Here is a 9090-nt window from a genome sequence, read left to right as displayed (position 1 = left end):
AAATGAATAAATGGATTGTCCGCTGTCCCGGTCTTCAGGAACGCCTGTCCGATTTGGGTTATCAGCCGCAGCACCGTTCTTACACTCCGTTGGAGGTGAGGGCAATCGTGGATGCGCTGGGAGAACCATGAGCAGGTAATAAGTATTAGGTAACAGGTAATAAGTGTTGGAGACTGCGAGGGGCGTTTTGTATTGGTTAAAGCTATGCTTTACGACTTCTAAAGCATAGCTTTATGGTATCTAAAGCGGTGCTTTAGCTTCTACAAAACGTTATATCCCTATGACGCAAAGTTATCAACCGATGCAAAAATGCACTTTTACGGGGCATCCCTAACACACGCACACACGTGCGCGTACGTAAGTCCCCTTTTCTTTCATGACAAAGAGTCCCTTTTTTACGAGACGTCTCAGCCAGGAGAGTGCGGTGTTGGGTTTGATTCCCATAGCTGTAGCCTGTTCCGTCAACTGTGTACGGGTGAACTCGTCACCCAGCGCATCGAAGAAGGCGTCACGGTCGGCATTGGCCCTGTGTGGGATTTCCGAAGATGGAAGGAAAGATAATATATGCGTGGCATGCCGATAGAGAGGCTTTACAAGCCCAAGAACAGCTTTAAAGTCTTCAGGAGTGATAGTTATATCCCAACGGGTAATAATGCCGTCCTTGACGTTATCTGTGGGAATTTCCTTGTCCGGAACGGGAGCGTATCTGTCAGAACTCTTAAGCTGATAGGGTTGGGGGATTTCCAACACCCGTAACATGGCTATCGTTGACATGATGCGGCAGATATTGACAGCCAGACGGGCTATGAAACTTCTCATTTCGTTGCCGTTGGCAATGTCCGAACGGAAAAACAAATCGGAGAAGAGAGCGTTGAATTCCTTTTTCTGCTCGTCGGTGAGGCGAAGCGTATGGATGCCGTGTTCTTTCAGTATATCCAGCTTTAGTTGCCAATCCCTGCCTATGGACCTGAAGATTTCGTCCAGATCTATCTCTCCGCATGCAAACTGGTCAGCCCATGTATAGATGCCGTGCATGTAGTAGAACAGTTGGCGGGAGAAAAGTCCGTTCTCCGCCGACGGGATGAGGGCTCTCACCTGTGCGGGTGTCCCCGAAAGCAGGACGGCAAGAAAGATTCTCTTTACTTCCCGGTATTCCTGATCGGTACGTCGGTTGTAGGACAGTCTGTCATGGTCGAAGGCTTTGCGGAGCGTGTCGCTCCAATGCCCGTATTCGGAGCTGATGGCGGAGGCGATGGTGTCCGCTTCGGTTTCGCAGATGAGTCCTGTTCCGTTAGCGTCCATGATATTTTGCAGAATGCCGGTGCCGCTGTTGTTGCCCGAGATAAGAAACATTTTGTTGGGAGGCATCTGAGGTGCTTCTGTATTGACACGTTCTTTGCCCAGCAACTCATAGTTTTTCTTTTCTTTCCGGTAGGCTTTCATTTCTTCGTCCACTTGTTGGCGAATTTTGTCATGAATAGGTTCTACGAGCAGGCGGATAAGTGAAAGTCCGCTTTTACCCGAAGCAGGAGGGGCTACAAAGAAGGTTTGCAGACAAGGAGACTGGTATTTTCCGGAATAGGAACATCTCACATAGCGTTCCATCGTAGCTCCTAGTGCGGTCAGTGCTCCGAGCAAGAGTATGTCCCGTTGTGTAGGAGAGGTGGCATAGCTCATAATGAGCATCAGGATTTTAGGCCAGTCTGCTTCGGGGAAAGTAGGCAGCGGTTGTAGAGGATCACTGTCTGTCGAGAGTTCTTCGGAAGCGTTGGTGTTTTCGTCGTTGTCGTTTTCTTCCTCTTCCACCTTATTATACGCGCGCCTGTGTGTGGAGAAATTGTAGGGTGCATTTAGTGCATTTTCTGCATTTTTCCGGCTGTTCATAACTTCCTCCCGGCAGATTTTCACTCCTGTTGATTCTGCGAGATGAAAGGCCGTTCCCAGATGTATTTCTCCATGCTGCTTCATGAGGGCGTTGGAGAACATTCGTTCGGCATGCTCGCGCTGATATTTGGCGGATATCCGGCACAGGCGGTGAAAAAACTCACGTCCTGCTTCGCCACAGTCTGTTGCGATGGCGAATGCTAATTGTACGTACTCGGCGTAAGAGGGTGCAATGTCGGCACCTGCCGTTTCGACTGCCTCAGTGATGAGGCGTAAAGATTCAATATTGGTCATTTTTGGGGAGTTGACAATTGACAAATGATAATTGACAATTGAAGTTGATCATTCGTGATTATAATTTAATACTCTCTGAATAGTGCTTGTGGGTCGTGGCTGAGGAAACAGGCTCTTACGATGTCTTTGCCGGAGGTGTCTACAGCTTTTGGCGGAGTTTCTGTGGAGTCGTCCATTTCTGATCCGTAGGTTATTTCTATGTATTGCATTGCCCAGTTTATGCTTTCTTTTACGTTCCGTGTCTGATCGTCTGCGTAGAGTTTGCTATAAGGTACGAATGCTTTCACGCCCCGGCCGCTGGGACTGATGAATGTAAGTATGGGACAGAGGAAAAGGTCGTCGAACAGTGTACGACGCATTTCCACGGCTTTCTGATAGGAGTCGAGGTTATCTATATCTACCACTACGAGCCCGGAAGGCGATGCGAAGAATTTACTACTCCGGCGGATGAATGTGCCGCATGGGGTTACGTAGGGGAGTAAAGAGGCTTTTGCCATTCGCAGGTCTCCGGCACCGCGTACTTGTTCGGTCAGTGCTTTGAGGTTTTCGTTGCAGGTGATCATCTGATATACCTGTTCGACCGAAACTTCGCAGAAGGGAGTGAGTGTGGCGGGTGTAACGGTTTGTCCTTGTTCGTTCCTGATGGGAGCAATCGGGGGCATGAAATAAGACATTCTGAAATTGTTTGTCATAACATTTATCGTTAATTCTTTTAATAATGCGGTTCTGTTTTTGAAACGCAGCGCAAAATTAGGATAAAGTGATATAACGGCAGTTCGGACATATCCGAACTAATGTGAATATTTTTATAACAACTAAATCATTATTAACGTTTAAAACAAGAAAAAATGAAAAAAGAGTATCATCATTTTGCATTCGGCCTTTTTATCGAAGAGGTACTTAAATGTGAGAAAGTGGTTGTTTCAGCCATGTGTCAAGCTATAGGCATGAGTAAGGAAACTTACGAAATGCTAAAAAAAGGGATGATAAGTGTTTGAACTATTACGAGCGTATATTTAATTATTACTATGATACGCTCACAGAAGAGGAGTTTCTGAAGAAAATGCATGAGTGGTCACTGCGGTATATCCGGTATAGGAAGAGACGGGAGGAAGAAAAAGAATCAGTACGTAAACTCTCGGATCAATAGCGGATTATTCGGTTATTGATAACAGTCAGGCACGGATTTTGCGGATTACACGGTTTTAAAGTTGAGTAACTAAAAACCGTGTAATCCGCGAAATCTGTGCCTAAATGATAAACTTTTATTACCTTATTTCTTCTCCGGTAGTGTAACGGAGAAGTTTGGGTTAGGCGTGTGCTGTGCAAAGATAACTGCCTTCATTTTTTCTACAATCTCCGGATGCTGGTCGGCCACATTGTTGTCTTCATGAATGTCCGTTGCCAGATTATAAAGGAAAGGTATCCCTTTCTTTACTACCATCTTCCAGTCTCCCATGCGTACGCCAATCTGATTTGTTTCATTAAATTCCCAGTAAAGGAAGTCATGTTCCTTCTGCTTTTTCTTTCCCAGTAATGTCGGGGCGAAGGAAATGCCGTCGAAGTAATCTACTTCTTTGTCTTTGTTCGCATATTTCTTTACGTAATTCTTTTCGCCGATGATCTCGCAGAAAGTAGGCATCAGGTCGTAGAAAGCGCAGATGTGGTCGTTCACTGTACCTGCAGGTACACGTCCCGGCCAGCGGGCGATAAATGGGATACGGATACCTCCTTCATAGCATTGGCGTTTCAAGCCACGCAGTTTACCGTCTCTGCCGAAGAATGTAGGATCAGCTCCGCCTTCTTCGTGAGGGCCGTTGTCGCTGGAGAAAATGACCAGTGTATTCTCGTCCAGTCCTTTCTCTTTCAGCTTTTTCAGTACTTCTCCGACGTAGTAGTCCAGTCGCGTAATCATTCCTGCAAATTGTGCGTGTACATGCGTGATCGCGTTGTATCGCGATCCTTCGCTGCCTTTGTAGCTCTTGTCAGGATTGAATTTCTCTTTATATTCATTTAAGATAGAGTCTTCGGGCTGAACTAGTTCCGCATGGGGCAGGGTATAAGTCAGCACTCCGAAGAACGGTTGTTTGCCGTCCTGCTCATCCAGCCATTCCATTGCTTTCTGGTGAATCATATCCGCCGAATATTGCGGGCGTTTTTGATAATCGGCACCATACATCGGATACTTGATGTTCTCGTCCATGATGACACGTACTACGCCTGTGTCACCTAATGCCTTGCTGTAACGGTTGAGGAAATTAGGATAGTAAAGGTGGGCCTGGAACTGACAGATATAGCCGAAATATTCGTCTATCCCGCGTTTGTCCGGAGTAGAGCAGGAACCTTCATAACCTCCCGCCCATTTGCCGAACATACCGGTGGTATATCCGTTCTCTTTCATTATCTCGGGCAGGATAACGTGATCGGGGTCATAAGGATGCTGACCCACTACCGAGAACTCTTTGTTGTTGCCATACATCACTGTGGATGCATTCGTCCAATATTCCTTGTTGCCCCGTACTTCGCAATGTCCTGTATGCTGTCCTGTCATAAATGAAGCTCGGGAAGGAGCACTGACGGGACTTCCTGCGTATGCCTGTGTGAAGCGCATACCCTCGCTTGCCATCGCATCCAGATGGGGGGTGCGGATGAATGGCTGACCGTAGCATCCCAGATCGCCATATCCCATGTCATCGCAGAGGATGAAGAGGATATTCGGCTTTGTGTTGTTTTTCTGTCCGCTGGCAGACAGACTGGAAAGAATAAGCGTACCGCTTACTAAAGAAAATAATTTGTAGTTCATAAAAATAATGTGTTAAGAAATTTATATATTAGGGGTTTTATTGATTAATCGTTTTTGATGTCTCTCTCTTATGTTTCTCTTTATATTGAGTCGGTGTTTCACCCGTGTACTGCTTGAAGGTCGTACTGAAATAACGGGAAGTAGTGAATCCCACTTTCTCCGCAATTTCCGTAAATGACATTTCCGTGCCGGTGATCAGTAGAATTGCCTGCTCCATCCGGAACTTATTGATATAGTCGTTGGCTCCCATGTCCGTCAGTGCCTTCAGTTTGTTGTAAAGAGAGGCCCGGCTCATGCCGATTTCTTTGCAGATAAAAGGAATATCCAATCGGCTACTGTCCAGATTCTCCTGAATGATCTTGTTCAGTTTGAGCAGGAACGTTTCATCTGCCTGGCTGAAGGTGCTTTCTTCCGGAGCGGGGATCAGTCCTGCGTTCAGATATCTCTTCTTGGTATGTTCACGGTTTTTTAGTCGGTTACGGATCAGTTCCATCAGCATTTCCACTTCGAACGGTTTGGTCAGATAGGCGTCTGCACCGTTTTTGTAGCCGCTCATCTGACTTTGTTTGTCGTCTCTTGCCGTCAGCAGGATAACGGGGATGTGACTGATCGCAATGTCTTCCTTTATGTTTTTGCAAAGCTCATATCCGTTCATGCGGGGCATCATGACGTCACTTACGATGATGTCGGGAGTATGGCTTTTGATAAGCTGAAGTGCCTCTACACCATCAGAGGCAGTCAATATACGTTTGAAGTATTCTCCCAGTGCTTTCTTTAAGAAGTCCGTCAGGTCGGGATTGTCGTCTACCACCAGAATGCTGTAGGGAGCGGTGGCGAAGCTGTCTTCCTCTTGTGACTGCTTGCCGCTGTCGTCGCTCATCAATTCATTCAGATACGCTTTGGGCTGGCAGATGATCTCTTCCGATTCCAGTTTCAGCGGTAGTTCGAAGAAGAAGGTGGCTCCCGATTCCGAATTGTCCCGTGCGCCGATGGAGCCGCCGTGCAGTTCCACCAGAATCTTGGAGTAAGACAAGCCGATGCCCGTTCCGCTCTGTTCGCCCATGCCCTGATAAAAACGGGTGAAGAGCTTCTGTGTATCTACCTGCTGCAATCCGCAACCTTGGTCGGTAATGGAGATGCGTACTCTTTTTTCTTCGGGCAGCAGTTCTGAAGTGATGGTGATTTCCGTGTCTTGCGGGCTGTGTTTCAGTGCATTGATCAGCAGATTACTCAGAATGATTTCACATTTGTCCTTATCGAAACTCACTATTTTGATGCGTGGATCGAGCCGGTAATGAATCTGTATATTCTTTGCTTCCCCTTCGCTGACGAAATCTTGCGATACATGTTCGATCCATTCGTTGAGCGGGTGAGGCTGTATGAGCAGTTTGCTTTCTCCCACTTCCATCTTGCGCACATCGAGCACCATGTTGATCAGATTCTTCATTCGTTGAGACTGCCGGTAAATCGCTTTCAGCGGCAGGTATTGGGTATCTGCCGGGGATAAGGACTTCAATATGCGGCTGAGCGGAGCGTGGATCAGTGTCAGTGGAGTACGCAGTTCGTGGCTGATATTGATCAGGAAACGTACTTTTTCTTCGTACACCTGTTGCTCGTGCTCCTTCATGGCCCATTTCAACTTATCTTCTTTTCGTTTCAGTGTTCTCCGGAAAGTTTCGACAATCATTCCGGTTACTAACAAGGCACAGCCCAGCGTGAACCACCATGTGCGGTACCAGGGAGGGAGTACGGTCAGTTCCAGTATCTGCTGACTGGGAATCCAGCTGCCGTCCTTTGCTGTGCAGGAAGCCATAATCTGATAATCGCCGGGCGGAAGCGAGCGGATGACCAGTTCCGGGTTGTACGATTCGATCTGCTGGTCGTTCAGCCCTTCTATCTGATACCGATACACTTTCTGCCGGAAGATATCCTCTTCTTTGGACATGATACGGATACTTATATTACTGTTCCAGGGAACGGAAATTCCGGTCGGGTCACCGCACAGTTCATTGTTGACGGATTCTCCGTTGACGATGACATCCGATAATTGCAGTTTGGGCAGCTCGGAAGTAGCCGGCGGCAGATTGCTGTTGATATGCAGCAGTCCTTTGACGCCGCCCATGTAGACATCTCCGTGGCTGCTCAGCAGACGGGGTTTGGAAAGATATTCGTTTTGAATGGCACCATCCGATTCGCCGAACAGTACGAATTTCTTTTCTTTGATGAGCCATGCGAAAAGCATGTCATTCGTTCCGAACCATACTTTTCCCTGTTGGTCGCACACGATGAGCGTTACTTCCGTGAATAGCGTGGTGGTAAAGGGAGTACGTACTTTGGTAGCGGGATTATAGTGGATCAGTCCGTAGTTGCTTCCTATCCAGAAGTCTCCGTATTCGTCACGCGCAACGGAATTGATGACCGTATCGTTGAAGCAACGGAACAGAGACGTCAGGCGGTTGTTCCGTTTGTCCAGTTGGTAGATACGTTTCGTATCGTTGAGATAGGTATAGTCTTCGTGATTGGTGATGGGCAGAAGGGCGCCGATAATGTCCTGTCCCTCCTGTTCGGTGGCAATCCGGAAAGTGCGTTTGTTCAGGTCGTATTGATAGACGTGGTCGCCGAGCAGCAGCACGTTGTCGGGGCTGTTTTGATACAGGTTGACCGCTTTTCCCCGATTGCAGAGGCGGGTGGTCGTTTCGTCGTCAATGATTGTGAACGGTTGTTTCTCTCCGGTAGACGGATTGAAGACGAATACTCCCTGTGAGAAGAGCGAGATCAGTAGTTTGTCGGGAGTGAACTGACAGATAGATGCCACTTTGTCTTCCCACGTAGAGAGATAATGGGTGAACTTCTCCGTGAGAGGATTGAAAAGGTTGACTCCGCCTCCGTCTGTTCCGATCCATATTTTATCGTCGGACTGCTGATAGAGGCTGAGGATGGTGTTGTTGCTCAGTCCACGGTCGTTGCCGGGCACTACGTCCGTGTAGGTCACCATTGACACTTCGCGGATGCTGATCAGTCCGTTCCGGATACTTCCTGCCCATATATTGTTGTTACGGTCGTTGTAGAGGCTGAGGATGGAGTTGGCGGGGAGCGAATAGTTGTCTCTGCCGGGGATGTGTTCCAGCAGGGAAAGCTGTCCGGTTTCCGGTTCGAGGATGTTGATACCGCCTCCGTCCGTTCCGATCCATAGTTTGTTCTCCCGTTCGGCAAGGCTGAGTATGACATTGTTGCTCAGCGAGGAGTTGCGGGTGGTGTATGATGCCAGTTGTTTTCCGTTCCGGTCGAAACAGTAGAGCCCGTTATTGTAGGGGGCAATCCATATCCGGTTCTTCGAGTCGATGATCATGCTCATAATCTCCTTTCCGCAGTCGAAAGGCGGGCGGCTGTATGCTCCGGTTTTCAGGTTGAGCAGGAGTAGCCCTTGCCAGCGGCTGCAACAGAGTACAGTTTCTTCATCCCAAAGGCTGAGTATCGTGATATTGAAGTTTCTGAAATCCGGTGTCTGGTCGAATTCCTGCAGCAGGCGGAAAGAACCGTCCCGGTAGCTGTAAAAGTAAATTTTGTTTTTGGCTCCGAATAATAACCCCTCTGGGGTAGGGCAGGTGGAATATGCGGTGATGTTCTTTCCTTTTTCGTCGGTTGGCAGGTAGAAGTCGTCACTTTGCCGTTGGTAGCGTGCCACCCCTTTATCAGTCAAGATCCAGATATTGTATTGTTCGTCTTCTGCAATCTGAAGGACGAGGTCGTGAGGCAGCGAATGCGGATCGTCTGCGTGATGGATGTATTTCTTCAGTTCGTGGCCGTCAAACCGTCCCAGACCGGAGCGGGTGCCTATCCACACGAATCCCTGTTCATCCGTAAGGATACACCGGACGGTGGAAGGTAGTCCTTCTTTCAGAGAAATCTGCTTGTAATAGTAATGCCCCGCCTGTAAAGGAAGGACACCGGCCATTTGTGTAATAAATGCGATGCATAGGACGATATAGAGTCTTGCTTTCATTGAATTAGGTCGAGTAAACAGAAGCAAAGATAATACATTCGGATGAATATTGAATAAAATGATATAGAGTTTTGAGCAAAGATGATATTAATTTATCTATAATCTT

6 protein-coding genes are annotated in these 9090 nt (G+C 47.7%); 2 read left to right on the top strand and 4 right to left on the bottom strand.

The genetic code is table 11. From position 1 onward, the window contains the following. Nucleotides 1-131: DUF4248 domain-containing protein (locus KTR07_RS17695; protein WP_117578336.1), on the top strand; the 131-nt coding region annotated here is incomplete at its 5' end. 199 nt (nucleotides 132-330) lie between these two features. On the opposite strand, the gene KTR07_RS17690 is transcribed toward KTR07_RS17695, so the two are convergent. Beyond that, nucleotides 331-2178, bottom strand: coding sequence for a DUF3987 domain-containing protein (locus KTR07_RS17690; RefSeq protein ID WP_048697666.1), 1848 nt, complete (start codon nucleotides 2176-2178; stop codon nucleotides 331-333). A 65-nt stretch (nucleotides 2179-2243) separates the two neighbouring features. After that, a complete protein-coding gene (locus tag KTR07_RS17685; protein ID WP_055230271.1) occupies nucleotides 2244-2870 on the bottom strand; it encodes a BT4734/BF3469 family protein in 627 nt (208 codons plus the stop codon). A gap of 156 nt (nucleotides 2871-3026) precedes the next feature. Between KTR07_RS17685 and KTR07_RS17680 the strand changes: the two genes are divergently transcribed. Then, nucleotides 3027-3176: a hypothetical protein gene (locus KTR07_RS17680; protein WP_162838073.1), complete on the top strand. Its 150-nt coding sequence runs from the start codon at nucleotides 3027-3029 to the stop codon at nucleotides 3174-3176. Between the two features lie 275 nt (nucleotides 3177-3451). Here the strand turns inward: KTR07_RS17680 and KTR07_RS17675 are convergent, their stop codons facing one another. Together KTR07_RS17675 and KTR07_RS17670 are read right to left on the bottom strand one after the other, a co-directional pair. After that, on the bottom strand, nucleotides 3452-4981 hold the full coding sequence (locus KTR07_RS17675) for an arylsulfatase (protein ID WP_117981530.1): 1530 nt from the start codon (nucleotides 4979-4981) through the stop codon (nucleotides 3452-3454). Between the two features lie 37 nt (nucleotides 4982-5018). Further along, a complete protein-coding gene (locus KTR07_RS17670) occupies nucleotides 5019-8984 on the bottom strand; it encodes a two-component regulator propeller domain-containing protein (RefSeq protein WP_055299265.1) in 3966 nt (1321 codons plus the stop codon). Between the last annotated feature and the right edge of the window lie 106 nt (nucleotides 8985-9090).

Origin of the sequence: Bacteroides sp. MSK.20.82 (assembly GCF_019052485.1) — a bacterium.
GTDB lineage: Bacteria > Bacteroidota > Bacteroidia > Bacteroidales > Bacteroidaceae > Bacteroides > Bacteroides thetaiotaomicron.
The sequence above is the reverse complement of the archived record's forward strand: the minus strand, read 5'-3'. Positions and strand labels throughout refer to the sequence as shown.

Excerpts from the sequence above, each read along its gene's own strand:
- KTR07_RS17690 (WP_048697666.1), bottom strand. The coding sequence starts at position 2,178 with ATGACCAATATTGAATCTTTACGCCTCATCACTGAGGCAGTCGAAACG.
- KTR07_RS17685 (WP_055230271.1), bottom strand. The coding sequence starts at position 2,870 with ATGACAAACAATTTCAGAATGTCTTATTTCATGCCCCCGATTGCTCCC.
- KTR07_RS17680 (WP_162838073.1), top strand. The coding sequence starts at position 3,027 with ATGAAAAAAGAGTATCATCATTTTGCATTCGGCCTTTTTATCGAAGAG.
- KTR07_RS17675 (WP_117981530.1), bottom strand. The coding sequence starts at position 4,981 with ATGAACTACAAATTATTTTCTTTAGTAAGCGGTACGCTTATTCTTTCC.
- KTR07_RS17670 (WP_055299265.1), bottom strand. The coding sequence starts at position 8,984 with ATGAAAGCAAGACTCTATATCGTCCTATGCATCGCATTTATTACACAA.